This window comes from Minwuia thermotolerans, assembly GCF_002924445.1.
Lineage (GTDB): Bacteria > Pseudomonadota > Alphaproteobacteria > Minwuiales > Minwuiaceae > Minwuia > Minwuia thermotolerans.
The window spans coordinates 120,742-147,337 of sequence record NZ_PIGG01000081.1; the positions used below are offsets into that span (position 1 = coordinate 120,742).

Sequence of the window (26,596 nt, forward strand, 5' to 3'; positions counted from 1 at the left end):
GCAAGGGGGCAAATCGGATTTCTGAAAGGCTGTCCCGGGGTTGCCGCCGCGGGCCCCGTTTCAGGCTGGCGGACCGCCCGCGTCGTGCTGGTCGCGGCGCTGCAGTTTCCTTGCCCAGCGCTTCTGGCGCGCCTCGCGGAAGCGGATGATGAATCGCCTGGACCAGACATAGCCGATCCATGCTGTCCCCACGGCCCAGGGAATCGAGCCGATGAACAGGGGCAGGCCCCAGACCTTGAACAGCGTGAGCGTGCCGATCCAGAGCCCTTCCAGGAAACTGGAATCGGCGTTCACGACGTCAGTGAGCTGGGCCGTGAAGGTGCCGAAACCGATCGAGCCGAGTTCGTCGAAACGGCCGAGCATGAGCTGTCCGGTGAGCAGGAAGGTGTAGTAGATCGGGCCGATGGTGAAGATGTTGGTCACCCACACCCAGGCCAATGCGGCCACGAGGTGGAACTGGAACCGGGTGGCGATGGCCCGCGCCAGCGCCCAGATGCCGAAAACGGCGATGAGCTGGATCCCGACCGTCGGCGTGAAGGCCACGGCGAGGCCGACGGCGACACCCCGGGCGACGTGCTCGGGCGGCATCTGGCCGCGTTTCAGGGGAATGATGAGCCGATAGCGGGTCAGCCGTCCCAGATTGGTCATCGGACCGCGCGCATCGCGGCCTCTGTCTGTGTCCATCGCGCTCAAGAACCGGCTGCCTCCAACTGGCGTTGGCGGATAGTACCCATATCATTGTGACGGGAAAGGGGTGTCCATATGCAGAATCCGCGCGGGCGCCCCCCGCGCGACGAGAAGCCGCGCCAGGCCCGCCCGGTCGAGTCCCGAATCGATGAGGCTCCGCAGGCTTTCCGCGCCATGACGCTTGGACAGCTTGACGCCGTCCTCGCCGGTCAGAAGTTCGTGATGGGCGTAGTGTGGCGTCGCCAGCCCCAGCAGGCGCTGCAGCAGGACGTGCACATGGGTGGCGTGAAACAGGTCGAGCCCGCGGATCACGTCGGTGATCCCCTGGGCGGCGTCGTCGACCGTCACCGCGAGGTGATAGCTCGTGCCGATGTCCTTGCGGGCCAGCACCACGTCGCCCCAGCCCCTGCCGTCCCATGTCTGCGCGCCGGCACGGGCGTCCGTCCAGGTCACCGGCCCGGCCGCCCCTAGTGCGGCGGCGAGATCCAGCCGCCAGGCCGCCGGCTCGCCTGCGGCGATGCGCGCGCGCGCCGCTTCCCGCGGCAGCGCGCGGCAGGTGCCGGGGTAGATGGGCCCCTCCAGACCCTCCGCCGTCGCCAGTTCCCGGACATCGGCGCGGGTACAGAAGCAGGGATAGACCAGCCCGCGGCGTTCCAGCGCCGCCAGCGCGGCGCGGTAGTGTGGCATACGCTCCGACTGCCGCCAGACCGGTTCCTCCCAGGCGAGGCCGAGCCAGGCGAGATCGTCGAAGATCATCGCCTCGTATTCGGGCCTGCATCGCGTCGTGTCGATGTCCTCGATGCGCAGCAGCAGGCGGCCCCCGGCCATCCTGGCCGCCTCGCCGCACAGCAGCGCCGAGAGGGCGTGGCCCAGGTGAAGGGGGCCAGTGGGACTGGGCGCGAAGCGGGTGATGAAGGTCATGCTGGCTCGACAGTGACGGTGGCTGCGCTCTATTTAGCGTTCCATGTCACTGCGCTTCAAATCGGGAGAGACGCCGGAGCTTCGGGCGGCGATGGAGGCGCTGTTCGCTGCCGACCCGGATCTCCGGCGCGCGCGGCAGGTCGCCGGCGCACTGCCAGACCGCAGCCGCGCGCCGGGTCTCAAGTCCCTGATGATGCTGATCGTCGAGCAGCAGGTCTCCGTCGCGTCGGCGCGTGCGATCTGGGCCCGCGTAGAGGCGGGGACGAAGCCCTTTTCGGCCCGCCGCTACCTCGATCATGACGAGGAAGCGCTGCGCGGCTTCGGCCTGAGCCGCCCGAAGATGGTCTACACGCGCGCGCTGGCGCAGGCGGTGACCGACGGCGACCTGCCGCTGCGGCGGCTCAAGTCCATGACCGACGCCGAGGCGATGGCGGCGCTGACGGCGGTGAAGGGCATCGGGCGCTGGACGGCCGAAGTCTATCTGCTGTTCGCGCTGCAGCGCCCCGATATCTTTCCGGCGGGCGATCTGGCGCTGCAGGCGGCGGCGCAGGATCTCAAGGGTCTGCCGGCGCGGCCCGACGAAAACCAGCTCGCCGCCATGGCGGAAGCATGGCGGCCCCATCGCGGCGTCGCCGCGCGTCTGCTCTGGCGCTATTATGGCGTCACCCGCCGGCGCGCCGATCCGGTTTCGGTGTGAATGTTCCCTTGATGGTGAAGGCTCCATGAAACAGCTCTCCGGCCCCCGCGTGCCGCCTGCCAGCGGCGGCAAGCCGAAACAGCTCGTCGTCCTGGTGCATGGCTATGGCGCCGACGGCAATGACCTGATCGCGCTGGCGCCCTATCTGCAGCGCGCCCTGCCGGAGGCCGCATTCGTGGCGCCCGACGGTCCGGACCCCTGCGGTTCGGCGCCCATCGGGCGGGAGTGGTTTCCGATCTCGCTGGACGATCCGGCGATGATGAGCCGCGATCCCGAGAGGCTGGCCGAACGCTATGCGGCGATGGCCGACCGCGCCACCGACGCAGCCCCGGCGCTCGATGGGTTCATCGACGAAGAGCTGGCGCGCCACGGGCTCGACGGCGGCGCGCTGGCGCTGGTCGGGTTCAGCCAGGGCACGATGATGTCGCTGCATCTGGGACTGCGCCGGCCGACACCGCCGGCGGCCATCGTCGGCTTTTCCGGCGCCCTGCTGGGTCCGGAGGCGCTGGCCGGGGAGCAGGTCGCGCCGGTGCCGGTGCAACTGGTCCACGGCGACCAGGACGACCTGGTGCCGCCGCTGGCCATGTTCTGGGCCGCGGCCGGCCTCGGACGCGCCGGCGTGCCGGTCGCCTTCCACATCTCCGCCGGCATCGGTCACGGCATCGCTCCGGACGGCATCGAGATCGCCACGCGGCATCTCGCGCTGGCCTTCGCCGGCCGGCTCCGCTGCGCCGGTCCCGTATCCTGCGCCATCGGCTGAGGGATATCTTGTGTCATATTTCCGTCAGCGCCACCGGATATGGATTCCCTAAGCGGTTGCGCTTTCGATTCGCCGGAGAGACAATCCGCACGCGGCCTGAACAGTTAAGGATTCGCCTGGGGGCAAGCCCGTGTATCTGAAGCCCGAGAAATATCCCGCGCTGGTGCTCAATGCGGATTTCCGGCCGCTCAGCTATTTTCCGCTCTCGGTCTGGCCCTGGCAGGAGGCCGTGAAGGCCGCCTATCTGGAGCGGGTCAACATCATCCAGTTTTACGACCGGCAGGTATCCAGCCCCAGCCTCTCGATGCAGTTGCCCAGCGTCATCGCGCTGAAGGAATACATCCGGCCCGCCGCCTATCCGGCGTTCACGCGCTTCAACCTGTTCCTGCGCGACCGCTTCCGTTGCCAGTATTGCGGCTCGACGGAGGATCTGACCTTCGACCACGTGATCCCGCGCCGGGCCGGTGGGCGCACGACCTGGGAGAATGTCGTCGCCGCCTGCGCGCCGTGCAACATTCGCAAGGGCGGCCGCATGCCGGCCCGCGCCCAGATGCATCCGCGCCGTGCGCCGATGCGCCCGACGGTCCATCAACTCAACGATGTCGGCCGCTCCTTCCCGCCGAATTATCTGCACGACAGCTGGCGGGACTACCTCTACTGGGATACCGAACTGGAACCTTGATCTCTCCTGAAACGCCGCCGGTTCATCACTTGTCAAGGCCCGTGAATTATGACTAGCGGTCCCAATCGGCAGCGGCTAGAACGGATTATCGTTTCCGTTGTCCCGGCAACGATACAACGCTTCCGAATGAGGGGTTGAGTGTAGCGTGCGACGTCCGTCGAAACCGCTGGCGGCACGTATGGCAAGTCCCATGAGCTTGCTGGTGAACCGCTTTTCCCTGGCGGCCCTTGTGGCGGCGTCGGTGATGTTGCTCGCGGCAGGCGGTTCGGGCCTGCCTGCGGTCGAAAGGGCGCGGACGGCGATTCTGGACGTCGCCGCCCCCGTGCTGGACGTGCTTTCCCGCCCCGTTGCCGCGGTCAACGCGGCCCTGGAGGAGGCGGACAGCGTCCTCCGGGTCTACGAAGAGAACGCCCGGCTGCGCGAGGAGAACGCCCGGCTGATGCACTGGCAGGAAGTCGCGCGGCAGCTGGAGCGCGACAACGCCCAGTATCGCAGCCTGCTCAGCGTGCGCAGTCACGACGATGTCCGCTACATCACCGCCCGGGTAATCGGCGAAAGCGGCGGGCCGTTCGTCCGCACCCTGGTGCTGGCCGCCGGCGAACGCGACGGCGTCGCCCCGCAGCAGGCCGTCGTCAATGCCCGCGGCCTGGTCGGGCGGGTGACGGAGACGGGCCGCAATGCCTCGCGCATCCTGCTGATCACCGACCTCAACAGCCGCGTGCCCGTCCTGGTCGAGGACAGCCGCCGCCGCGCCATCCTTTCCGGCGACAATACCGCCCGGCCGCGTCTGGAATTCATGGAGGCGGAGACCCGGGCGCGTCCCGGCGACCGCATCGTCACCTCCGGCCATGGCGGCGTCTTCCCGCCCGGCCTGCCGGTGGGCGTGGTCGCCCGAGCCGAACAGGGAGACGTGCGTATCCGGCCCTTTGTCGAATGGTCGCGGCTGGAGATGGTCAACGTGCTGCGCTACAGCCCGCCATCGCTGGACCCGGGGGCCAACGGGCCGTGAGCGACGACCGCATCTGGCATCCGTCCAGGCTGCTGCTGGCGCTGCCGGGGCTGGTGACTGTGCTTCTGATCCTGGTCGGCAGCGTCCCCATCGGCGCACCTCTGGTCGGTCCGGTCCTGCCGGCCTTCGGCATGATCGCCGTCTTCGTCTTCGCGGTGCAGCGGCCCGATCTGATGCCTCACTGGCTGGCCTTCCTGATCGGCCTTGCGCAGGATCTCGTTACCGGCGGTCCGCTGGGTCTCAACGCGCTGCTGCTGATGGTCGTGCAGGCGGTCTGCGCCGGGCAGCGCCGTTTTCTGGTCGGACGGCCCTTCGCCCTGGCCTGGGCCGGCTTCGCCGTGATCGCACTGCCGGCCGCTCTCGCCCAGTGGCTGATCGCCTGCATCTACTTCGCCGAGATCGTGCCGATCGGCGATGTGATGCTGCAGGCCGGTTCGACTGTGGCGCTGTTTCCCTTCGTCGCTGCGCCGCTGCTCTATGTCGCGCACCGCCTCGGACAGGAGCAGCCGGCGTGAAGCAGCGGGTCGAGAAGGCGCGGTTTCCCGTCTTCACCCGGCGGGCGGCGATCCTGGGCGGGGCCAAGCTCGGCCTGATGGGACTGCTGGCGGGGCGGCTCTATTACCTGCAGGTGCTGGAATCCGACCAATACCGTATGCAGGCCGACGAGAACCGCATGAACCTGCGCCTGCTGGCCCCGCCGCGCGGGCGTATCCTCGACCGCAACGGCCTGCCCGTGGCGACCAACCGCCAGAATTTCCGCGTCGTCATCGTGCCCGAGCAGACGAGTTCGGTGTCCGGAACCCTGGATGCGTTGAACCGCATCGTGTCCGTCAGCGACCATGAACGGGAGCGGGTGCTGAAGGAGGCTGCGCGCAAGCGCAGCTTCGTGCCCATCGCTGTGGTCGACAACCTGACATGGGAGGAATTCGCGCGGATCAACGTGCGCAGTCCCGAACTGCCCGGCATCCAGCTCGATGTGGGCGACACCCGGGACTATCCCTATGGCGCGCACCTGGCCCATGCCGTCGGCTATGTCGCCCCGGTTTCGGAGGCCGACCTGAAGAACGGCGACGGCGACCCGTTACTGGAACTGCCCGGATTCCGCGTCGGCAAGCGCGGGCTGGAACGCAGCCAGGAATCCCGGCTGCGGGGTGCGGCCGGCAATCAGCGCGTCGAGGTCAACGCTTTCGGCCGTGTGATCCGCGAACTCTCCCGCACCGAGGGCCGGCCCGGCGCCGACGTCCGCATGACACTTGACGCTCGGCTGCAGCGCTTCGCCATGCGCCGGTTCGCGGGCAACAGCGGTTCGGTCGTGGTGATGGATGTCCATTCCGGCGAACTGCTGGTCATGGCCTCCACGCCGACCTTCGATCCCAATGCCTTCAACGTCGGGCTCAGCAACGCGGAATGGCGGCGTCTGACGACCAATCCCCGCAATCCCCTGACCAACAAGGCCGTCGCCGGCCGCTACCCGCCGGGTTCCACCTTCAAGATGGCCGTGGCGCTGGCGGCGCTGGAGGCCGGGGCCATCGACGCGGGACATCGGGTCTTCTGCAATGGCCGCCACCAGCTCGGCAACCACACCTTCCATTGCTGGAAACGCTGGGGGCACGGCTGGATGAATCTGACCGAGGCAATCACCCAGAGCTGCGACATCTACTTCTACGACATCGCCCGCAAGGTCGGCATCGAGCGCATCGCCGACATGGCCGAGAAACTCGGCCTGGGCCGGAAGCTGCTGCCCGATCTGCCGGGCGAGAGCGCCGGGCTGGTGCCGCGCAAGATGTGGAAGGAGGCGCATTTCGGCGAATCCTGGCAGCTCGGCGAGACGCTGATCGCCGGTATCGGCCAGGGCTATCTGCTGACGACGCCGCTGCAGCTCGTCACCATGACCGCGCGCCTCGCCAACGGCCGCCATGCCGTCACGCCGACGATCCTGCGCCGGCCGGCGGATGAACTCGCCGCCGAACCCGCGCCCCTCGGCATTTCCGTCGAGGCGCTGGATCTGGTGCGGGAGGGCATGAACCGCGTGGTCAACGGCGAACGGGGTACGGCGCGCGCCTCCAGCATCGATCGGGAGGGCTGGGAGATGGCGGGCAAGACCGGCACCGCCCAGGTGCGCCGCATCACCAAGGCCGAGCGGCTTTCGGGCGTGCTCAAGAACGAGGAACTGGAGTGGCGCAGCCGCGATCACGCGCTGTTCGTCGCCTACGCGCCTGTCCACGCGCCGCGCTACGCCATCGCTGTGGTCGCCGAGCACGGCGGCAGCGGCTCCTCGACGGCGGCGCCGATCGCCCGCGATATCCTGGAGGAGACCCTTCGCCTGGATCCCTCCAAGCCCGAGGTCGCGGGGCGTGCCCCGGTCTCGGAGGAGGGCTGAGCCGTGGCAATGACCTATCGCAGGGGCGACGCGCATCTGGGCCTGGGCCGCAAGCTGCTCGCCCTGAACTGGGGCCTGGTTGTGCTGCTCGCGCTGGTCGCGGGCATCGGTTTCGCCATGCTCTATTCGGCCGCCAACGGCTCGCTCGAGCCGTGGGCGATCCGGCAGATGATGCGCTTCGGCGTCGGTCTGGCGCTGATGGTGGTGATCGCCCTGATCGACATCCGCTTCTGGATGCGCTGGGCCTATCTGATCTATTTCGGCGCGCTGGTCCTGCTCATCGGCGTCGAGGTCGCCGGCACCACGGGCATGGGCGCGACCCGCTGGATCAGCCTCGGCTTCATCAACCTGCAGCCGTCCGAGTTGATGAAGATCGCGCTCGTGCTGGCGCTCGCGCGCTATTTCCACGGACTTTCGCTGGAGGAGGCGGGGCGGGTGCTGTGGCTGGTCCCGCCCTTGCTGCTGATCGCCGTTCCGACGGCTCTGGTGCTGCGCCAGCCCGATCTCGGCACGGCCCTGCTGCTGGCCGCGGGCGGCGCGGTGATCTTCTTCCTCGCCGGCGTGCGGATCTGGAAGTTCGCGCTCGCCATCGCCGTGGCCGTCGCCGCCCTGCCGATCGCCTGGTCGCAGCTCCACGACTACCAGAAGGGCCGGGTGATGACCTTCTTCAACCCGGAGCGCGATCCGCTGGGCGCGGGCTATCACATCCTGCAGTCGAAGATCGCGCTGGGCTCGGGGGGCGTCTCCGGCAAGGGATTTCTCGAGGGCACGCAGAGCCACCTCAACTTCCTGCCCGAGATGCGCACCGACTTCATCTTCACCATGCTGGCGGAGGAATTCGGCATGATGGGCGGGCTGGCGCTGCTGGCGATCTACACGCTGATCCTGATCTACGCCTATGTGATCGGCTTCCGCAGCCGCAACCAGTTCGGCCGGCTGGTGGCGATCGGCATCGCCGCGACGTTCTTCCTCTACGTCTTCATCAATGTGGGCATGGTCACCGGCATCCTGCCGGTCGTGGGCGTGCCGCTGCCGCTGATCTCGTATGGCGGCACGGCCATGCTGACGCTGCTGATCGGTTTTGGTCTGATCCTGTCGGTGTCGATCCACCGTCAGGTCGAGATTCCCCGCGCCAGCGGCTGACCGGCCCGCTCAGGACCCGCCGGCCAGCGCCGCGCGGATCAGATCCTGGGCTTCCTCGCTGTCCCACTCCGCCGGACCGACGAGACGGCCGAGTTCCCGGCCGCTGCGCCCGATCAGTATGGTGACCGGCAGGCCGAACGCCTGCAGGCGCATGCCGGTCCGCGCCGTGGGATCGATGTAGAAATCCAGGTTCTCCACCCCGATTTCGTCCAGGAAAGCCTTCGCCTTGTCGGCGCCCGACCGGTCCAGCGAGATCGCCACCAGGCTGAAATCCGGATCGTCGATGGCTTCGGCCAGCCGGTCCAGCGAGGGCATCTCGTGCCGGCACGGCGCGCACCACGTCGCCCAGAGATTGACCAGCACCACCTGTCCCTCGAAGTCGGCCAGGCTCCTCTCGGCGCCATCGGCGTCCTGGAACGCGATCGCCTCCAGCGGCCTGGGCTCCGCGTGTGCGGTGAAGTTCGCCACCTCGCCGGCGGCGAATTTCGCCAGCGGGGGTTCCGCTGCCGCGGCAGTCAGATTAAGGAACGTGATGGCGACGAGCGCCGGCAGCAGACGCAACTTCATTCAGGTCCTCCGGGTATCCATGTCCGACAAAGATGCCAGCAATATCATGTGGGGCGGCCGTTTCGCCGGCGGCCCCGCGAAGGTGATGGAGAAGATCAACGCCTCCATCGATTATGACAAGCGCTTCTATGCCCAGGACATCCGGGGTTCGATCGCGCATGCGACCATGTTGGCCGATCGGGGTGTGCTGACAAGGGAAGACCTGACGGCCATCACCGACGGGCTGAACACGATCCTGCGAGAGATCGGTGAGGGCCGGTTCGAATTCTCCGCCGCGCTGGAGGACATCCACATGAACGTGGAGGCGCGCCTGCGCGAGCTGATCGGCGATGCCGCGGGCCGTCTGCACACCGCGCGCAGCCGTAACGACCAGGTGGCGACCGACTTCAGGCTCTGGCTGCGCGACGCCATCGACCGCCTGGACGGCATGCTGGCCGACTTCCAGCGGGCGCTGCTGGCGCAGGCCGAAGCCCACGCCGAGACCGCGATGCCCGGCTTCACTCACCTGCAGGTGGCGCAGCCGGTGACCTTCGGCCATCACATGATGGCCTATCTGGAGATGACGGCGCGTGACCGCGACCGCTTCGCCGAAACGCGGCGACGGCTGAATGAATGCCCGCTCGGCGCGGCTGCCCTGGCCGGCACTTCCTTCCCGATCGACCGGGAAGCAACGGCGGCTGCGCTGGGTTTCGACCGGCCGACGGCGAACAGTCTGGACTCGGTCTCCGACCGGGACTTCGCCCTGGACTACCTGCACGCCGCCAGCGTCTGCGCGATGCACCTGTCGCGCCTGGCGGAGGAACTGGTGATCTGGTCTTCGGCGCAGTTCGGTTTTGTGAAGATGTCGGATGCCTTCTCGACCGGCTCGTCGATCATGCCGCAGAAACGAAATCCCGACGCCGCCGAACTGGTCAGGGCCAAGATCGGCCGCATCACCGGTTCCTATGTCGCGCTGACGACGGTCATGAAGGGCCTGCCCATGACCTATGGCAAGGACATGCAGGAGGACAAGGAGGCGGTCTTCGACGCCGCCGACACGATCGAGCTGTCGGTCACGGCCATGACCGGGATGATCGCCGACATGTCGCCGGATGCCGGCGCGATGGGCCGCGCGGCCGCCCAGGGTTTCGCCACCGCCACCGACTTCGCCGACTGGCTGGTGCAGAACCTCGACATGCCTTTCCGCGAGGCCCATCACGCCACCGGCGCCGCCGTGCGCATGGCCGAAGCGAAGGGCTGCGACCTGGGCGACCTCTCGCTGGAGGAGCTCCGCTCGATCGCGCCCGGCGTGAGCGAGGCCGTTTTCGAGGCGCTGACCGTCGAGCGCGCCGTGCACGGGCGCAACTCCTATGGCGGCACCGCGCCGGCGCAGGTCCGCGCCCAGATCGAACGCTGGAAGGAGAAGCTGGCATGAGACCTCTCCTGATCCTGTTGGCCGTCGCCGTCCTGGCGCTCGGCGCCTGCGGCAAGAAGGGCAATCCGAAGACGCCTTCGGAAGCAGCCGCCGCTGCGGCGTCCGTGGACGCCGAGGAGAAGAAGCAGCAATGAACTATTTCGATTACCGCGGCGGCCGGCTCCATGCCGAGGGCGTGCCGCTGGCGACGATCGCGGCGGAGGTCGGCACGCCGGCCTATGTCTATTCGGCGGCGACGCTCCGGCGGCACTACAAGGTCTTCGCCGGCGCCCTGGCCAGCGCCTCGCCGGGTGTGAAGCATCTGATCTGCTATTCGCTGAAGGCGAACTCCAACCAGGCCGTGATCCGGGTGCTGGCTGATCTCGGCTCCGGCGCCGATGTCGTCTCCCTGGGCGAACTCCGGCGCGCCCTGGCCGCCGGCATTCCGGGCGGAAAGATCGTCTTCTCCGGCGTCGGCAAGACGGCTCCGGAGATGCGGGCCGCGCTGGAGGCCGGCATCCGGCAGTTCAACGTGGAAAGCGAGCCGGAGCTGGAAGTGCTGGCCGCGGTTGCGGGCTCGATGGGCCTGCGAGCGCCGGTTGCCTTCCGCGTCAACCCGGACGTGGACGCGGAGACCCACGCCAAGATCTCCACCGGCAAGAAGGAAAACAAGTTCGGCGTGCCGTTCGAACGCGCCAGGGAGATCTACCGCTGGGCCGCGACCCACCCGTCCATCGAGATCGTCGGCGTGGACGTCCACATCGGCTCCCAGCTCACCAACCTGACGCCGTTCGAACGCGCCTTCGCGAAGGTTGCGGAACTGGTCCACGCGCTGCGCGATGACGGCCATGCCATCCGTTCGGTCGATCTGGGCGGCGGTCTGGGCATTCCCTACGAACGCAACGCGCCCTGGCCGCATCCGGACGCCTATGCCGGCGTCGTCCAGCGCACGGTCGGCAATCTGGGCTGTGAACTGATCTTCGAGCCGGGCCGGATGATCGCCGGGAACGCGGGCGTGCTGATGGCCTCGGTGATCTACGTCAAACAGGGGCAGGACCGGAAATTCATCATCCTCGACGCGGCGATGAACGACCTCATCCGCCCGGCGATGTACGACGCCCGCCACGAGGTGATGACCGAACGCGAGCCGGCGCCAGACAGCGCCTTCGAGAAAGTCGACCTGGTCGGGCCGGTCTGCGAGAGCGGCGACATGTTCGCTCGGGATTGTGAAGTGCCCCCTCTCGCCGCGGGTGATATCGTCTGTTTCGAGACTGCGGGCGCCTATGGCGCGGTGATGTCGTCGACCTACAATACCCGGCCACTGGTCGCCGAGGTGATGGTGGACGGCGATCGTTTCGCCGTGGTCCGTCCGCGCGAGGATCTGGAAAGCCTGATCGCGAGGGACCAGATACCTGAGTGGCTGCGCGGCGGTGCGGCCCGGGGGGGCTCGGCGAAAGGAGCGTGAATGTCGCCAGCAGATAGACCGACGGCCCACGACATTCTCGACGCCGACGCCCGGCGACGCCTTCGCCGCAAGAGACTGCTGACCCGAACCTCGCTGATCCTCGAACGCCTGACGCCGCTGCTCTGGGCGCCGGCGGCGCTGCTCTGCGTCGGCCTGGCGGCAACCGCCGCGGGTCTCTGGAGCGCGCTGCCCGGATATCTGCATCTTGCCCTGATCGGTCTCTGGCTCCTGGCCGTGGCCGGGCTGGGCGTCAGATCCCTGATCCTGTTCCATCCGCCCTCGGCGGCCGAGGTCACCCGGCGCCTTGAGGGCGAAGGTGTCAGCCACCGGCCGCTGACGGCCGTCGGCGACCGTATGGCGCTGGGCGGCCGCGATCCGGCCGCGGCGGGGCTGTGGGAAGCCCATCGCCGCCGCATGGCGGAACGGATCGACGCCCTGACCGTGCCGGCGCCGAAGCCGGATACGGCGCGCCGCGATCCTTACGCCCTGCGCTTCGCCGCGGTCCTGTTGCTGGTGCTGGGCGTCGCCGCGAGCGGGCAGCGTTTCGGCGACAACCTGCAGGCCGCGCTGGAGCCGGGCTTCGCGCCGGCCGGCACGGAGCCGGCGGTGATGGAGGCCTGGATCACCCCGCCGGCCTATACCGGCCATCCGCCGATGTTCATTTCGGCGATGGCGGGGGCGGAGACCCGGACGCTGCAGGTGCCGGTCAACAGCCGCCTGCTGGCCCGTTATCACGGGTCCGGCCTGCCGGAGATGCGGCAGGGCGAGACGGTGCGCGCCTTCGAGGCCGTGAGCGAACGGGACGCGCAGTTCGAGACGGAACTCACTTCCGGCGGTCCGCTGGGCATCGAGAACGATGGCGAAGTCCTCGGCCGCTGGATGATCGAGATCATTCCGGACGCGCCGCCCGCGGTGGAAATCACCAAGGATATCGAGACGTCGCTCCGCGGCGCGATGCGGATCGGCTATCACGCAACCGACGACTACGGTCTGACCTCGATCAGCGCCCATATACGGCGCGCGGATGGCGAGGGGGAGGAACTGGTGCTCGATCTGCCCCTGCCGGGCCGGGGACAGCGCAGTATCGAGGACGTTGTCTTTCGCGATCTGACCGCGCACCGGTGGGCCGGCCTGCCGGTCACCTTCCATCTCCGGGCCCGGGACCAGGCGGGGCAGACCGCCGACAGCGGCGTGCTGGAAATGACACTTCCCGCGCGGCAGTTCTCCCAGCCGGCGGCGCGCGCGGTCATCGAACAGCGCCGCAAGCTCATTGTCGACGCCGACGCGCATCGCGAATGGGTGGTGCGCGCGATCAGCGCGCTGCAGATCAATCCGGGCGTCTACGACGATGACCTGGCCGCGCATCTGATGCTTTCGCTGGCGCGGGCGGAACTGGCCGAAAGCGGCGCGCCCGGCGTCCTCTCCGACAATGAGGAGCTGCTCTGGCGCACGGCGCTGCGCATCGAGGAGGGCCAGATATCCGTGGCGCTGAAGAAACTTCGCGACATCCAGCAGAAACTGCAGGAAGCCTTGGCCAGCGGCGCCTCGGAGGAGGAGATCCAGCGCCTGATGGACGAACTGCAGCAGGCGATGGACGAATATCTCCAGGCCCTGCAGCAGCAGGCGATGGAACAAATGCAGCGCGGCGAGGAACTGCCTGAGATGCAGGACGGCGAGACCATGGATCAGCGGGATCTCGCCGACATTCTCGACCGGGCGCGGGAGCTGTCGCGGTCGGGCGCGCGAGACCAGGCGCGCGACATGCTCTCCCAGCTTCAGGAGATGCTGGAGAACCTGCAGATGGGCAAACGCCCGCAATCAGCCCAGGGCCAGCAGGAGGGCGCGCAGATGCTGGACGAACTGGGCCGCATGATGCAGCGCCAGCAGGAGCTCATGGACGAGACCTACAAGCGCCAGCAGCGCCGCAACCAGCCGAATTCCCGCCTGCCCACCCAGCGCAACCCCTTCACGCCGCCCGGTCGTCAGGGGCGTCAGGGCCAGCAAGGCGAGCGCGGCGAGCCCCGGCAGGGACAGGGCGGTCAGCCGGGCGACGGGGATCTGGCCCAGCAGCAGGAGGCGCTGCGGCGCCAGCTGGGCGAACTGATGCGGCGGCTGGGCGAGGGCATGGGCCGCATTCCCGACGAGCTGGGTCAGGCCGAGCAGTCGATGCGCGGCGCCGAGGGCTCGCTGGGCCAGGGCGACCGGGACGGGGCGCTGGACCGGCAGGATCAGGCGCTGGATCAGCTGCGCCGGGGCACGGAGTCGGTGCTCGAGGACATGGCCAATCGCGGCGAGAACGAGGGCCAGAGCGACCAGGGCGCCGGCCAGGCCGGCATCGACGGCGAGGACACCGACCCGCTCGGCCGGACCCCGGCGGAGAGCTGGGGCGACACCTCCGGCGACATGGTGCCGGACAAGGGCGCATTGCAGCGATCACGGGAAATACTCGATGAGTTGCGCAAGCGTTCGGGGCAGCGCCATCGCAGCGAAAACGAACTCGATTACCTTGATCGTCTGCTGCGTCAATTCTGATTTTCGACAGGCGGGTTGCGCGCCCGACGCAAAACTGACATCGTAGCAGCGCCTTCGGGAGGTTGCGGGTCGAAGCCGAAAGAAAATCGGCAGGCACGCAGTAGAGCGACCAACGTCGGCAAGGGACGGTAAGAAAAGACTTCATGAACGATGCGACCGCAACCGTGGCGGCGGGCGATCCTTTCGTCAGCTTCCAGGAAGTCCAGAAAAGTTATGATGGCGAAACGCTAGTCGTCAAAAACTTGAATCTTGATATCGCCAAGGGTGAATTCCTGACGATGCTTGGTCCTTCCGGTTCCGGAAAGACCACCTGCCTGATGATGCTGGCAGGTTTCGAGACCCCCACCCACGGCAAGGTCGTCCTCGACGGCAACCATCTGAACAACGTGCCGCCGCACAAGCGCGACATCGGTATGGTGTTCCAGAACTACGCTCTGTTTCCCCACATGACGGTGGCCGAGAACCTGGCCTTTCCGCTGCGCGTGCGCCGGATGGGGCGCGCCGAGATCGAGGAGCGGGTGCAGCGGGCGCTGGAGATGGTTCAGTTGCCGGAGCTGGGCCATCGCCGCCCGGCGCAGCTCTCCGGCGGCCAGCAGCAGCGTGTCGCCGTGGCCAGGGCGCTGGTCTTCGATCCGAAGCTGGTGCTCATGGACGAACCGCTCGGCGCGCTGGACAAGCAGCTCCGCGAACAGATGCAGTTCGAGATCAAGCACATCCACGACAATCTCGGCATCACCGTGGTCTACGTCACCCACGACCAGTCGGAGGCGCTGACGATGTCCAACCGCATCGCGGTGTTCAACGACGGCGTGATCCAGCAGCTGGCCGAGCCCGACGCGCTCTACGAACGGCCCGACAACGCCTTCGTGGCGCAGTTCATCGGCGAGAACAACAAGCTCACCGGCCGCGTCGAGAGCGTCGAGGGCGATCAGTGCGTCGTGACGCTGAAAACCGGCGAAAAGGTTCGTGCGCTCTCGATCGGCCATGAGGGCGTGGGCAGCGAGACCATGCTGTCGCTGCGGCCCGAGCGGGTGCGCATGGGCGAAGAGGCCGAGGCCTGCGATTCCCGGGTCGAAGGGCGGGTGGAGGAGCTGATCTATCTCGGCGACCACATCCGCACGCGCATGACCGTCTGCGGCCGCGACGATTTCGTCGTCAAGATACCGAATTCAACCGAACGTGCCGGGCTGTCGCCCGGCAATGAAGTCGCCCTCGGGTGGCGGACACGCGATTGCCGGGCCCTCGACTGGCCCGAAGGTCTGTGACGCCGAACAGGGCGCAAGCAGCGCGAGTAGCAACAAGGAGGCATCCATGAAACGCTTCGCACTAACGGCCGCAGCCGCGGCCATGGCGGCGGCGGCCGGCGGCTTTGCCGGCAACGCGTCGGCGGACACCGAACTGGTGATCGTGAGCTGGGGCGGCGCGTATTCCGCGAGCCAGCAGAACGCCTATCACGATCCCTACATGAAGAATAATCCCGAGGTATCGATCGTGAACGACGATTCCTCGAGCGAGGCCGTGGCCAAGCTCAGGGCGATGAACGAGGCCGGCAACGTCACCTGGGATCTGGTCGACGTGGTCGCCGCGGACGCCATCCGTCTCTGCGACGAAGGTCTTGCCAAGCCGATCGACCATGACGCCGTGCTGGCGCCTGCACCGGACGGCACGCCGGCCTCGGAAGACTTCGGCGACCTGATCGTTTCGGAATGCTTCATTCCGCAGATCGTCTACTCCACCACCTGGGGCTACCGCCACGACATGCTGGACAAGGAGCCGACCAGCGTCTGCGACGTCTTCGACCTGCAGAATTTCCCCGGCAAGCGGTCGATGGAAAAGAACCCCATCAACAACATGGAATGGGCGCTGATCTGCGATGGCGTCGATCCGGCCAACGTCTATGACGTGCTCGGCACCCGGGAAGGCGTCGAGCGTGCGCTCGCCAAGCTCGACACCATCAAGGACAGTGTCGTCTGGTGGACCAAGGGCGCGCAGCCGCCGCAGCTTCTCGCCGACGGCGAGGTCGTGATGGCCTCGGCCTACAACGGCCGGCTGTTCGCCGCCATCGAGGAGCAGAAGCAGCCGATCAAGATGCTCTGGGACTGGCAGGTCTTCGACCTGGACGGCTGGATCGTGCCCACGGGGGGCGACAATGAAGCCGAGGTGATGGAATACCTGAAGTTCGCCACCGACACCCAGCGTCTGGCGGACCAGGCCAAGTACATCTCCTATGGCCCGGCGCGCAAGTCGTCGGCGCCCCTGGTCGGCGATCACGCGGAACTCGGTATCCCGATGGGTCCGCACATGCCGACCGATCCGGAGAATTCGAAGACCACCCTGCTCTACAACTACGAGTTCTGGGCGGACAACCGCGACGACATCGACGAGCGGTTCCAGGCCTGGCTCCTGGAGTAGTCCCCGACGTCCGACGGAAACCGGGGCGGGTCCGCCCGCCCCGGCATTCGCCGCTGCAATTGCCGCGGCGCGGACGGACCCATTCCCGACGGCCGCGACCACGGCCGCCCGGCATGGGCGCCGGAACCCATCGAGGGGGCGCTTGAGGGAGCAGGATGAGTTACACCACCGTCAAGGAAGCCGGTCTTGTCACCGCCGACGGCCGCTCGCTGAAGTCGAGCCTGGCGCGGGCGATGTTCCGCAAGAAGGTGATCTCGATCGGCCTCGTGCTGCCGCTCTTCGCCTTCATCTTCTTCACCTTCATGCTGCCGATCGGCGACATGCTGCTCCGCTCGGTCGAGAACGACATGGTCGCCGAAATCCTGCCGCGCAGCACCGAGGCGCTGGAGGACTGGGACGAGACCTCGGGCGAACTGCCCGGCGAGGCGGCATTCGAGGCGATGGTTCTCGACCTCCAGGAAGCCAAGGAGAACCGCACCAACACCAAGGTGGGCCAGCGTCTCAACTACGAGCGCTCCGGCATGTCCAGCCTGTTCCGCGGTTCTGCCCGCAAGGCCCAGCGCATCGAGGAAGGACCCTACAAGGAAAAGCTCATCGAGGCCGACAAGGATTGGGCGAATGTCGCGACCTGGCAGACGATCAAGATGTTCTCGGGTCCGTTCACGGCCGGCTATTTCCTCTCCGCGATCGACGCCAAGCCGCTGCCGGACGGCGGCATCGAGTTCGTCGATTCCCAACGCGCCATCTATTCCAAGCTGTTCATCCGCACGGTGCTGCTGAGCACGCTGATCACGGTACTGACGCTGGTCCTCGGCTTTCCCGTCGCCTATCTGATCGCCACCCAGCCGGCGCGCATCGGCAACCTGCTGATCATCTGCGTGCTGCTGCCCTTCTGGACCTCGCTGCTGGTGCGGACGACATCCTGGATCGCCCTGCTGCAGCAGCAGGGTGTGCTCAACGACACCTTCATCTTCCTCGGCCTGATCTCCGAGGACGGCCGGCTGGCGATGATCCACAACGCCACCGGTACGGTGATCGCCATGACGCATATCCTGCTGCCGTTCATGGTGCTGCCGCTCTACAGCGTGATGAAGACGATTCCGCCGAGCTACATGCGCGCAGCGACCTCGCTGGGCGCCCATCCCTGGCCCGCGTTCTGGAAGGTCTACTTCCCGAATACGGTGCCCGGTATCGGCGCGGGCGCCATCCTGGTGTTCATCCTGGCCATCGGCTACTACATCACGCCGGAACTGGTCGGCGGCACCGACGGCACCTTCATCTCCAATCGCATCGCCTACAACATCTCGGTTTCGCTGAACTGGGGACTGGCGGCGGCGCTCGGCGTGATCCTGCTGGGCATCGTGCTCGCCTTCTACATTCTCTACGACAAGATCGTCGGCATCGATAACATGAAGCTGGGCTGATATGATGGCGGCGCTTCCTCCGTACTACTCTCCGATCGAGCGTGTCTGGCACTACGCCTTCCGCGTGATCTGCGCGCTGATCCTGTTCTTCCTGATCTTCCCGCTGGTCGTCATCATCCCGCTGTCGTTCAATTCGGTGCCCTATTTCTCCTTCACGCCGGAGATGCTGGCGCTGGATCCGGCCGGCTATTCGACGAAGTGGTACCAGGACTTCCTGACCAATCCCAACTGGCAGGGCGCGGTCTGGAACTCGGTGGTGATCGCCATTTTCGCGACCATCATCTCGACCACGCTCGGCACCCTTGCGGCGCTGGGCCTGTCGCGGCCGACCATGCCCTACCGCACCATCGTCATGTCGATCCTGATCTCGCCGATGATCGTGCCGCTGATCATCTCCGCGGCGGGCATGTTCTTCTTCTACAGTTCCGTTGGTCTGCAGGGCACGCATATCGGGGTCATTCTGGCCCATGCTGCGCTGGGCACGCCCTTTGTGGTCATCACCGTGACGGCGACCCTGGTGGGCTTCGACCACAACCTGACCCGGGCGTCCTACAGCCTCGGCGCCTCGCCGGCGCGGACCTTCTTCAAGGTGATCGTGCCGCTGATCACGCCCGGCGTGATCTCGGGCGCGCTGTTCGCCTTCATCACCTCCTTCGACGAGGTCGTGGTGGTGCTGTTCGTCGGCTCCTTCGACCAGCGCACGATCCCCTGGCAGATGTTCTCCGGCATCCGCGAGCAGATCAGCCCGACGATCCTCGCCGTGGCGACCCTGCTTACCCTCGTCTCGGCGATGCTGCTGTTCACGCTGGAACTGCTGCGACGCCGGACGGAGAGGCTGCGGGGCATCCGGGAAACCTGAGCCGGCGCCTTGACGCGGGGGCATTGTGGACAGCGCTCCGGCCCTCGCGCTAGAGTTCCGCGCGCGCCAGGGGAGATGGCGCGCCGGGAGGACCACGAAGCATGGATCTGGCGTTTTCGCCCGCAGAATTGGCGTTCCGCGAGGAAGTGCGCGCCTTTCTGGCCGAGCACTTGCCGGACGATCTGCGCGAGAAGGTCCGCAACCGCCGCGAACTGAAGCGCGACGACTATCTGCGCTGGCACCGCATCCTGCACCGCAAGGGCTGGGTTGCCGGCTGGTGGCCGGAGGAACATGGCGGCTGCGGCTGGACCCCCGCCGAGCGCCACATCTTCGACGAGGAATGTCACAACGCCGACGCTCCGCCGATCCTGCCCTTCGGGCTGCAGATGGTGGGGCCGGTGATCTATACCTTCGGCAGTCAGGCGCAGAAGGATTTTTTCCTGCCGAAGCTGCTGTCGGGCGAGCACTGGTGGTGTCAGGGCTATTCCGAGCCGGGCTCGGGATCCGACCTCGCGAGCCTGAAGACGTCAGCCGTCCGCGACGGCGACGAGTACGTCGTCAACGGCCAGAAGATCTGGACCTCCCTGGCGCACTATGCTGACTGGATATTCTGCCTGGTCCGCACCGCCTCGGACGGCAAGCAGCAGGAGGGGATCACCTTCCTGCTGATCGACATGAAGTCGCCCGGCGTCACCGTCCGGCCGATCCACCTCATGGACCGGGGTCATCACGTCAACGAGGTATTCTTCGAGGACGTGCGCGTGCCGGTGGAGAACCGCATCGGCGAGGAGAACAAGGGCTGGACTTACGCCAAGTTCCTGCTCGGCAACGAGCGCGCCGGCATCGCCGAGGTCGCCTGGAACAAGAAGCTGCTGCGGCGGCTGAAGGAGATCGCCTTCTCCGAGCAGGCCGACGGCCGCCCCCTGATCGAGGACGATGTCTTCAGCCGCAAGGTCGCCGAAACCGAGGTCAAGCTGACCTCGCTGGAATACTGCAACCTGCGCGTCCTGGCCGAGATGCAGGAGGGCTCGCCCCCCGGTGGCGAGGCGTCCATGCTCAAATTGCTCGGTTCGGAGGTCACCCAGTCGATTACCGAGTTGACGGTCGAGGCGCTGGGATACTATGCCGCTCCCTACGACATGCCGGACGAGACCCCGGGCAGCAACCGGACCCCGGTCGGACCGGACCATGCCGAGGGCGTGCTGGGACAGCATCTCTTCATGCGGGCGATCACCATCGCCGGCGGTTCGAGTGAAATTCAGAAGAACATCATCGCCAAGATGGTGTTGGGACTTTAGAGCCGGCGACGGGGTCCGGCGAGCGCGGGAGGAACAAAGGGCAGATGGATTTCAACCTTTCCGAGGACCAGCAGCTTCTCAAGGACAGCGTCGACCGTTTCATCCAGAACGAGTACGACTTCGAGACGCGGCGCAAGATCGCGAACTCCGACGAGGGCTTCAGCCGCAAGAACTGGAAGACCTTCGCGGAGCTCGGCTGGCTGGCCGTGGGCCTTCCCGAGGAACATGGCGGCTTCGGCGGCCCCGTCGAGACCATGGTGATCATGGAGGGCATCGGCCGCGGCCTGCTCACCGAGCCCTATCTCCCCACCGTCGTTCTGGGCGGCGGCCTGATCGCCGAGGCCGGCAACGAGACGCAGAAGTCCGGGATCCTGAGCGCCATCGCCGACGGGTCCTGCATGGTCGCCTTCGCCTATGCCGAGCCGACCAGCCGTTTCAACCTGGCCGACGTCGCCACGAAGGCGGAGAAGTCCGGCGGCGGGTGGAAGCTCTCGGGCCACAAGTCGGTGGTCTACGGCGCGCCGTCGGCGGACAAGATCATCGTCTCCGCCCGCACGTCGGGCGGTCAGCGCGACCGTGACGGCGTCTCCCTGTTCATCGTCGACAACAACGCCAACGGCCTGAGCCGGCGGGACTACCCGACCGCGGACGGCCTGCGCGCGTCCGAGGTGATGCTGGAGGGTGTCGAGGTTGGCGCCGACGCCCTGCTGGGCGAGGAAGGCAAGGCCATGCCGGTCATCGAGAAGGTCGTCGACCGCGGCATTGCCGCGCTCTGCGCCGAGGCAGTCGGCTGCATGGAAGTGCTCAAGGACGAGACCAACGAGTACCTCAAGACCCGCAAGCAGTTCGGCGTGCCGATCGGCAAGTTCCAGGTGCTGCAGCACCGCATGGTCGACTGCTTCATCGAACTGGAGCAGTCGCGCTCCATGGCCTACATGGTGACGCTGAAGCTGGACGAGGACGAGGCCGAGCGGCGCAAGGCCGCGACCGCCGCCAAGGCGCAGATCGGCAAGGGCGGGGTTTTCGTCGGCGCCGAGTCGGTGCAGATGCACGGCGGCATGGGCATGACCGACGAACTGAAGATCAGTCACTACTACAAGCGGCTGATGCAGATCGACACCATGTTCGGCAACCGCGACTACCAGCTGAAGCAGTTCGCGGCCCTCACCCAATGACGCCCTTCGGGCCGACGCTCTGACCGCTGTCCATTGCGCCGCGTCCGCGTTATGAAGTGGCGGGCGCTGGTCGGGGGCGATATGATATTCGAGCTTGCAGAGGGCAATGCGCTGTTTCTCGCAGCGTGGAACGGCTGGCGGAAGGGCGCCGCGCCGCCGCGCCGCCGTGATGTCCGGCTGGAGGACATCGTCGAACTGCTGCCGGGCATCATCCTGCTGGAGGCGCGGTCGCCGGATGTCTTCCATTTCCGGCTCACCGGTACGGGCGTCGACGAGTACTCGGGCATGCACATGACCGGTGTGAATGCGCTCGACCTGACCGCGCCCGAGAACCGCGCCGCGCGGGCGCGGCGGCTGTGGAGCCTGGCGAGCACACCCTGCGGCGGCTTTTTCCGTTTCCTTCACCGTTATCCGGAATCCCGCGCCGAGGCGCCGATGGAAGGCATCACCCTGCCGGTTCTGGCGGACGCCGACGATGCGCCGGTCCAGCTCATGAGCGTTTTCTCGTCGTCCCGGTCCAGGGCGGAATCGGAGCGGCCGAGCAACGACATGCGAAACGCGCTGCCCGACGAGTTCTACTTCGTCGACCTCGGTTTCGGCGCGCCCGAGGGCGAGGAGCCGGTGATCGGCCTGGACAGCCTGCGCACGGTCTAGCCTTGGCCGCGCGCCGGGCTATTCTCTGAACGGCTTCGGAATCAGCATGTCTCGGGGGAGGGGATGATGGCGGAAATCTCGTTCGCGCGAAATCTGGCGGCGCTGGCGGCGGAGATGCCGGACCGGCCCTTCGTCACCCACAACGGCCGCACCTGGACGGCTGAGGAATTCCACCGCTGGACCAACCGCCTGGCCCGGGTCTACCGCGACATGGGCGTCGAGCGGAACGCCATGGTCACCATCGCCCTCCCCAACGGGGCGGAGTTCTTCGCCGCCGCCTGGGCGGCGTGGAAGGCGGGCGGGATCCCGCAGCCCGTCTCGGCCCGCCTGCCGAAAGCCGAACGGGACGCCATCATCGAGGTCGCCGGCAGCCGGCTGGTCGTGGGATCCGACGAGCCCTCGCCCAATGGCTGCCCCGTGCTGCCGCAAGGCTACATGCCGCCCCGGGAAACCGACGACAGCGACCTCGACGACGTCGTCGCCGACAGCTGGAAGGCGCCGACCTCCGGCGGCTCCACGGGGCGGCCCAAGCTGATCGTCTCGGCCAGCGCGCCGCTCTACGATTTCGAGGCCTCGACGCTGGCCGGTTCGGACAATTCCTGGCTCTTGCAGGAAAACTACCGCAACCATCTCGTGGTCGGGCCGCTCTATCACAACGGTCCCTTCATCTTCGCCATCCAGGCGATGCTGAAGCGCAACCACGTCATCGTGGCCGACCGCTTCGACGCGGAGGAGACGCTCCGCCTTATCCAGGATCACGAGATCGACTGGATGATGATGGTGCCCACGATGATGCACCGCATCTGGCGCCTGCCGGAAGAGGTCCGGAACCGCTACGACCTCTCCAGCCTGCGGGTCCTTCTGCATCTCGCCGCGCCGTGCCCGCCCTGGCTGAAGGAGGAATGGATCAACTGGCTGGGCGCGGACCGCATCTACGAACTGATGGGCGGCACAGAGGGCACCGGCGTCACCTGGATCACGGGCGATGAATGGATGACCCACAAGGGTTCGGTCGGCAAGCTGCTCCCCGGTTCCACCATGAAGATCGTGCGCGAGGACGGGACCGAGGCCGAACCGGGCGAAGTCGGCGAGGTCTTCTTCCTGCCCGATGGCGGGCAGGGCTCGACCTACACCTATCTCGGTGCGGAATCCAAGGCGATCGAAGGCGGCTGGGAAAGCCTGGGCGATCTCGGCTATGTCGACGGGGAAGGCTATCTCTATCTGACCGACCGCATTGCCGACATGATCCTGGCCGGCGGCGCCAATATCTATCCGGCCGAGGTGGAGGCCGCGATCGACCTTTTCCCCGGCGTCCGCTCCTCGGTCGTCATCGGCCTGCCGGACGACGATCTCGGCAACCGCGTGCACGCCATCGTCGATGCGCCCGGCGGCGTCGACGAGGAGGAACTGAAGGCCTTCCTGGCCGAGCGCCTGGTCCGCTACAAGATCCCGCGCAGCTTCGAATTCACCTCCGGCGCGCCGCTCCGCGACGACGCCGGCAAGGTCCGCCGCAAGGAACTCCGCGCCGCCCGGTTGTGATCGGAAACCTCGCTGCCTGAGCCGTCCCCGGCAACGGCGACGCCTGCCGCGGAACGCGGATGCGGCCTACGCCGCCACGGCCGGGGCGCCGCCCAGCATGCCTTCCAGGCGCTGGCGGATGATCGTATCGGCCTCCGACATGATCCGGTCGATCAGCTCCTTGCAGGTCGGGATGTCGTGGATCAGGCCCGCGACCATGCCGCAGGACCACACGCCGACATCCATGTCGCCGTCGAGCATGATCTTCGGATAGACGCCCGCGACCTCCTGCAGGATGTCCTCGAACTTCAGCTCCGCGCCCTTCTCGCGCTCGGTGGCGAGGACTTTCTCGGCGGCGGCGTTGTTCAGAACCCGCTCGGTGTTGCGCAGCGGACGCATGACCAGCCTGGTGTCGAGTTCGGAGGCGGCAACGATGGCCTTCTTCACGTTCTCGTGGACCGGTGCCTCCTTCGTGGCGATGAAGCGCGTGCCCATGTTCATGCCTTCCGCGCCCATCGCCAGCGCGGCGACCAGGCTGCGCGCATCGGCCATGCCGCCGGAGGCGACGAAGGGGATCTTCAGTTCTTCCGCCGCGCGCGGCAGCAGGATCATGTTGGGCACGTCGTCCTCGCCCGGATGGCCGCCGCATTCGAAGCCGTCGACGGACACCGCATCGCAGCCGATGGCCTCGGCCTTCAGCGAATGCCGGACCGAGGTGCACTTGTGGATGATCCTGCAGCCCGCTTCCTTCAGCTTCGGCAGGTGCGCCTCGGGGTTGCGGCCCGCCGTCTCCACGATGCGCACGCCGCCGTCGATGATGGCGTCGATATAGCCCGGATAGTCCGGCGCGGTGACCGTCGGCAGGAAGGTCAGGTTCACGCCGAAGGGCTTGTCCGTCAGCGCCCGGCATCTGGCGATTTCCCGCGCCAGGTCCTCGGGGGTCTTCTGGGTCAGGCCGGTGATGATCCCGAGCCCGCCGGCGTTGGAGACCGCCGCGGCCAGTTCGGCGAAGCCGACATAGTGCATGCCGCCCTGGATGATCGGATGTTCGATGCCGAACAGCTCGGTGATGCGCGTCTTCATGTGACTGGTTTCCCCTCGGATGAAAGCATTCGCGAGAAACTATGCCGACGGCGTCCCGGGTCAATGGATTTGGGACGAGGCAGACGCCCAAACACAAGGTCATCCCCGCCTCCGTGCGGGGATCCGGTTACAGTTTGTCCACATTCTTCGGAACCGCCGCGTGCGCGCCGCCTCCTGCCGGATGCCCGCACAAGCCTGCCCCTGACCCCGTTCGGGGGGCGGGCATGACGTCATTTCCGGAGGCTAGATCCGCTTCACCTTGTAGCCGACGGATTCGCGGTCCCAGGTGCTTTCGGTCAGGCCGCGCTCGCGCAGCTTGTTCTTCTGGATCTTGGACGACGGCGTCTTCGGGATCTCGTCGAGAAATTCGATGAAGCGCGGCACGGCGAAATAGGGCATGCGGGGCGTGCAGAAATCCAGCAGTTCCACGGGGTCGGGCGCCTGGGCGCCGGGCTCCAGCACGAGGCAGGCCATGACCTCGTCCTCGCCGCCTTGCTCGGCCTTCACCGCGACGGCCGCCGCCTCGGCGATGGCCGGGTGTTCCAGCAGCACCGATTCCACCTCGTAGGAGGAGATGTTCTCGCCGCGGCGGCGGATCGTGTCCTTGATGCGGTCGATGTACCAGAGGAAGTTCCGCTCATCGAGGCGGCCGGCGTCGCCGGTGTGGAACCAGAAATTCCGCCAGGTGTCGACCGTGCGGTCGGGCATGCCGTTATAGCCCTGCATGAAGCAGAAGGGTTCCTTCGGCCGGATCAGGATCTCGCCGACCTCGCCGGTGGGCAGCGGTTCGTCGGTCTCCGGGTCGGCGATGCGAACCTCGAAGAATTCGTCCCAGACCTTGCCGGAACAACCGGGCTCGTCAGGCGCGTCGAAGGGCCGCCAGGCGGGGATGTTGCACTCGGTCATGCCGAACAGCTCGCTGAATTTCGGAATGCCGAAGCGTTCGCGCAGCGCCGAGACCGTCTCGTTGGTCACCGGCACGGCGTTGAGCATACGCAGCCTGTTGTCGCGCTCGCCTTCCTTCCTCGGCTGGGCAAGGACGAAATCGTTCATCACGCCCAGCAGGTTGGTGACGGTCGCCTGATACTTCTTCACGTCATCGATCCACTGCTTCGGGCTGAACTGCTTCATCAGCACGGCGCTGCCGCCCGCCAGCATGGTCGAGTAGGTCTGCATCAGTATGCCCTGGGCGTGGAACAGCGGCATGCAGATGTAATAGCGGTCGTCTTCCGTCAGGTTCAGCGCACGCTGCTGGGAGACGCCGATCAGGTGCAGGTGCCCGTGCGGCATCAGCACCGCCTTGGAAGGTCCTGTGGTGCCGGAGGTGAACATGACCATGCCGATGTCGCGGTAGGTGACCTCGGTGTTGTGATCGGCCGTCGAGCCGCCCTCCAGCTCCGAATAGGGCCTGACGTCGATCCGGTCGAACGCCGGCACTTCGCCGTCCTGCAAGGGCTCGCCCGGCACGTAGATCGTTTCCAGATCCGGGACCGTGTCCTCGATGTCGGCCACCCAGGGCAGGAACTCCCGCTCGACCACGGCGATCCGGGCCTTGCAGTTGGTCAGCACGTGGGTCAGGAAGCGTCCCTTGTAGGCGGTGTTCACCGCCACCGCGACCGCGCCGATGCGGTTCAGGCCGAACCAGCACCAGAGATATTCCAGCCGGTTGTGCAGCATCAGCACGACATGCTCGCCGAACTGCACGCCGATCTCACGGAAGCGGTGGCCCGTCGCGTTGGCGATCTCGTGCGCCTGCGCATAGGTGTAGGGTTCGCCGTCCTCGAACTGCATGAAGGGGCGGTCGCCGCGCTCGCGCGCCTGCCGCGCCAGCGTCCGGCCGATCACCCATTCGGACTTGTCCGTCATCATCTGCCGCCTCCCCAAGCGTCGCCTCTGACCGAGGGGCATACTATAGTGCGCGGTGGACAATGAAAACG

24 protein-coding genes are annotated in these 26,596 nt (G+C 66.9%); 19 read left to right on the forward strand and 5 right to left on the reverse strand.

Annotation, left to right across the window (positions count from 1 at the left end; genetic code table 11):
• Positions 1–60: 60 nt before the first annotated feature.
• Complete coding sequence (locus tag CWC60_RS22880; RefSeq protein WP_109796223.1) at positions 61–684, reverse strand: DUF2062 domain-containing protein; 624 nt, start codon at positions 682–684, stop codon at positions 61–63.
• A 51-nt stretch (positions 685–735) separates the two neighbouring features.
• Positions 736–1,608, reverse strand: coding sequence for a tRNA glutamyl-Q(34) synthetase GluQRS (gene gluQRS / locus CWC60_RS22885; RefSeq protein ID WP_109796224.1), 873 nt, complete (start codon positions 1,606–1,608; stop codon positions 736–738).
• 43 nt (positions 1,609–1,651) lie between these two features.
• Here gluQRS and CWC60_RS22890 point away from each other — a divergent pair, with 43 nt between their 5' ends.
• The 7 genes from CWC60_RS22890 (at position 1,652) to rodA (ending at position 8,279) form a co-directional block, all read left to right on the forward strand.
• The gene (locus tag CWC60_RS22890; RefSeq protein ID WP_109796225.1) at positions 1,652–2,305 is read left to right on the forward strand and encodes a DNA-3-methyladenine glycosylase family protein; all 654 of its coding nucleotides are present in this window, start codon (positions 1,652–1,654) and stop codon (positions 2,303–2,305) included.
• Positions 2,306–2,330: 25 nt separating this feature from the next.
• Positions 2,331–3,065 (forward strand): alpha/beta hydrolase, encoded by a 735-nt coding sequence (locus CWC60_RS22895; RefSeq protein WP_109796226.1) that lies wholly within the window; start codon positions 2,331–2,333, stop codon positions 3,063–3,065.
• A gap of 130 nt (positions 3,066–3,195) precedes the next feature.
• Entirely contained in the window at positions 3,196–3,747 is a 552-nt protein-coding gene (locus CWC60_RS22900; protein WP_109796227.1) for an HNH endonuclease, read from the forward strand.
• Between the two features lie 190 nt (positions 3,748–3,937).
• Positions 3,938–4,756, forward strand: coding sequence for a rod shape-determining protein MreC (gene mreC / locus CWC60_RS22905; RefSeq protein ID WP_206420112.1), 819 nt, complete (start codon positions 3,938–3,940; stop codon positions 4,754–4,756).
• The gene (gene mreD, locus CWC60_RS22910) at positions 4,753–5,271 is read left to right on the forward strand and encodes a rod shape-determining protein MreD (protein WP_164516705.1); all 519 of its coding nucleotides are present in this window, start codon (positions 4,753–4,755) and stop codon (positions 5,269–5,271) included. Before mreC ends, mreD begins: the two co-directional genes overlap by 4 nt.
• Entirely contained in the window at positions 5,268–7,136 is a 1,869-nt protein-coding gene (gene mrdA / locus CWC60_RS22915) for a penicillin-binding protein 2 (protein ID WP_109796230.1), read from the forward strand. Before mreD ends, mrdA begins: the two co-directional genes overlap by 4 nt.
• A gap of 9 nt (positions 7,137–7,145) precedes the next feature.
• Positions 7,146–8,279 carry a rod shape-determining protein RodA gene (rodA, locus tag CWC60_RS22920; protein WP_109796231.1) on the forward strand — a complete coding sequence of 378 codons (1,134 nt, stop codon included), beginning with the start codon at positions 7,146–7,148 and terminating at the stop codon, positions 8,277–8,279.
• Between the two features lie 9 nt (positions 8,280–8,288).
• Here rodA and CWC60_RS22925 read toward each other — a convergent pair whose 3' ends face one another.
• Positions 8,289–8,846 carry a TlpA family protein disulfide reductase gene (locus CWC60_RS22925; protein WP_109796232.1) on the reverse strand — a complete coding sequence of 186 codons (558 nt, stop codon included), beginning with the start codon at positions 8,844–8,846 and terminating at the stop codon, positions 8,289–8,291.
• Between the two features lie 19 nt (positions 8,847–8,865).
• Here CWC60_RS22925 and argH point away from each other — a divergent pair, with 19 nt between their 5' ends.
• The 12 genes from argH (at position 8,866) to CWC60_RS22980 (ending at position 23,597) form a co-directional block, all read left to right on the forward strand.
• Entirely contained in the window at positions 8,866–10,260 is a 1,395-nt protein-coding gene (argH, locus tag CWC60_RS22930; RefSeq protein ID WP_109796233.1) for an argininosuccinate lyase, read from the forward strand.
• On the forward strand, positions 10,257–10,394 hold the full coding sequence (locus CWC60_RS23805; RefSeq protein WP_164516706.1) for a hypothetical protein: 138 nt from the start codon (positions 10,257–10,259) through the stop codon (positions 10,392–10,394). Before argH ends, CWC60_RS23805 begins: the two co-directional genes overlap by 4 nt.
• Positions 10,391–11,704 carry a diaminopimelate decarboxylase gene (lysA, locus tag CWC60_RS22935; RefSeq protein WP_109796234.1) on the forward strand — a complete coding sequence of 438 codons (1,314 nt, stop codon included), beginning with the start codon at positions 10,391–10,393 and terminating at the stop codon, positions 11,702–11,704. The genes CWC60_RS23805 and lysA overlap by 4 nt, the downstream gene beginning before the upstream one ends.
• A complete protein-coding gene (locus CWC60_RS22940; RefSeq protein WP_109796235.1) occupies positions 11,705–14,236 on the forward strand; it encodes a TIGR02302 family protein in 2,532 nt (843 codons plus the stop codon).
• A gap of 143 nt (positions 14,237–14,379) precedes the next feature.
• On the forward strand, positions 14,380–15,501 hold the full coding sequence (locus tag CWC60_RS22945; RefSeq protein WP_109796236.1) for an ABC transporter ATP-binding protein: 1,122 nt from the start codon (positions 14,380–14,382) through the stop codon (positions 15,499–15,501).
• A 46-nt stretch (positions 15,502–15,547) separates the two neighbouring features.
• On the forward strand, positions 15,548–16,648 hold the full coding sequence (locus CWC60_RS22950; RefSeq protein ID WP_109796237.1) for an extracellular solute-binding protein: 1,101 nt from the start codon (positions 15,548–15,550) through the stop codon (positions 16,646–16,648).
• Between the two features lie 155 nt (positions 16,649–16,803).
• Positions 16,804–18,072: an ABC transporter permease gene (locus tag CWC60_RS22955; RefSeq protein WP_109796238.1), complete on the forward strand. Its 1,269-nt coding sequence runs from the start codon at positions 16,804–16,806 to the stop codon at positions 18,070–18,072.
• A gap of 4 nt (positions 18,073–18,076) precedes the next feature.
• Positions 18,077–18,931, forward strand: a complete 855-nt coding sequence (locus tag CWC60_RS22960) for an ABC transporter permease (protein ID WP_109796286.1) — start codon at positions 18,077–18,079, stop codon at positions 18,929–18,931.
• 101 nt (positions 18,932–19,032) lie between these two features.
• Positions 19,033–20,229, forward strand: coding sequence for an acyl-CoA dehydrogenase family protein (locus tag CWC60_RS22965; protein WP_109796239.1), 1,197 nt, complete (start codon positions 19,033–19,035; stop codon positions 20,227–20,229).
• A gap of 44 nt (positions 20,230–20,273) precedes the next feature.
• Entirely contained in the window at positions 20,274–21,404 is a 1,131-nt protein-coding gene (locus CWC60_RS22970; protein ID WP_109796240.1) for an acyl-CoA dehydrogenase family protein, read from the forward strand.
• An 81-nt stretch (positions 21,405–21,485) separates the two neighbouring features.
• Complete coding sequence (locus CWC60_RS22975; RefSeq protein WP_164516707.1) at positions 21,486–22,058, forward strand: PAS domain-containing protein; 573 nt, start codon at positions 21,486–21,488, stop codon at positions 22,056–22,058.
• A 66-nt stretch (positions 22,059–22,124) separates the two neighbouring features.
• On the forward strand, positions 22,125–23,597 hold the full coding sequence (locus CWC60_RS22980; protein ID WP_109796287.1) for an AMP-binding protein: 1,473 nt from the start codon (positions 22,125–22,127) through the stop codon (positions 23,595–23,597).
• 66 nt (positions 23,598–23,663) lie between these two features.
• Here the strand turns inward: CWC60_RS22980 and CWC60_RS22985 are convergent, their stop codons facing one another.
• Both CWC60_RS22985 and CWC60_RS22990 read right to left on the reverse strand, forming a co-directional pair.
• Positions 23,664–24,659, reverse strand: coding sequence for an NAD(P)H-dependent flavin oxidoreductase (locus tag CWC60_RS22985; protein WP_109796242.1), 996 nt, complete (start codon positions 24,657–24,659; stop codon positions 23,664–23,666).
• Positions 24,660–24,902: 243 nt separating this feature from the next.
• Positions 24,903–26,528: an AMP-binding protein gene (locus CWC60_RS22990; RefSeq protein ID WP_164516708.1), complete on the reverse strand. Its 1,626-nt coding sequence runs from the start codon at positions 26,526–26,528 to the stop codon at positions 24,903–24,905.
• Positions 26,529–26,596: the final 68 nt, after the last annotated feature.